This is a genomic window from Vibrio sp. D173a (assembly GCF_030248475.1).
Genome location: NZ_JAHGAH010000951.1, coordinates 1 through 471, shown reverse-complemented (window position 1 = coordinate 471; position 471 = coordinate 1). Strand labels below are relative to the sequence as shown.

Here is a 471-nt window from a genome sequence, read left to right as displayed (position 1 = left end):
ATAGACCTTCAAGGTCTGTCGCTTGTGCTGCATCGCTCTTCTCGCTTAGAGGCTTAACAACAGCAGCTGAAGTTAGAAGAACAAAACGTAGTTCGTCTTCTAGCTTGTTGATTTTCGCCGCTAGTGCATCGTCTGCGTACAGAGTCACTTCAGCTTGCAGTGCGCCACCGATAGTTTTCTCTTTACGAGCGTCTTCAAGAAGTTTGTTCACTGCGCCACGAACAGATTGGATTTCAGTCCAGAATTCGTTGCTTAGCTCTTCGCCTTCCGCTAGACCAAATAGACCTTCGAACCACTCACCTGTGAATACGAACTTGTCACGTTGACCTGGCATCTCGTTCCAGATTTCGTCTGCTGTGAACGACATGATAGGAGCCATCCAACGAACCAGAGCTTCTACGATGTAGTAAAGCGCAGTTTGACAGCTGCGTTGAGCGTGGCCGCCCTTCTTCGCTGTGTACTGACGGTCTT

1 protein-coding gene is annotated in these 471 nt (G+C 49.0%); it reads right to left on the bottom strand.

Annotated elements, in window-relative coordinates; genetic code table 11:
- Window positions 1–471: class I tRNA ligase family protein (locus KIV40_RS30490; protein ID WP_285353019.1), on the bottom strand; the 471-nt coding region annotated here is incomplete at both ends.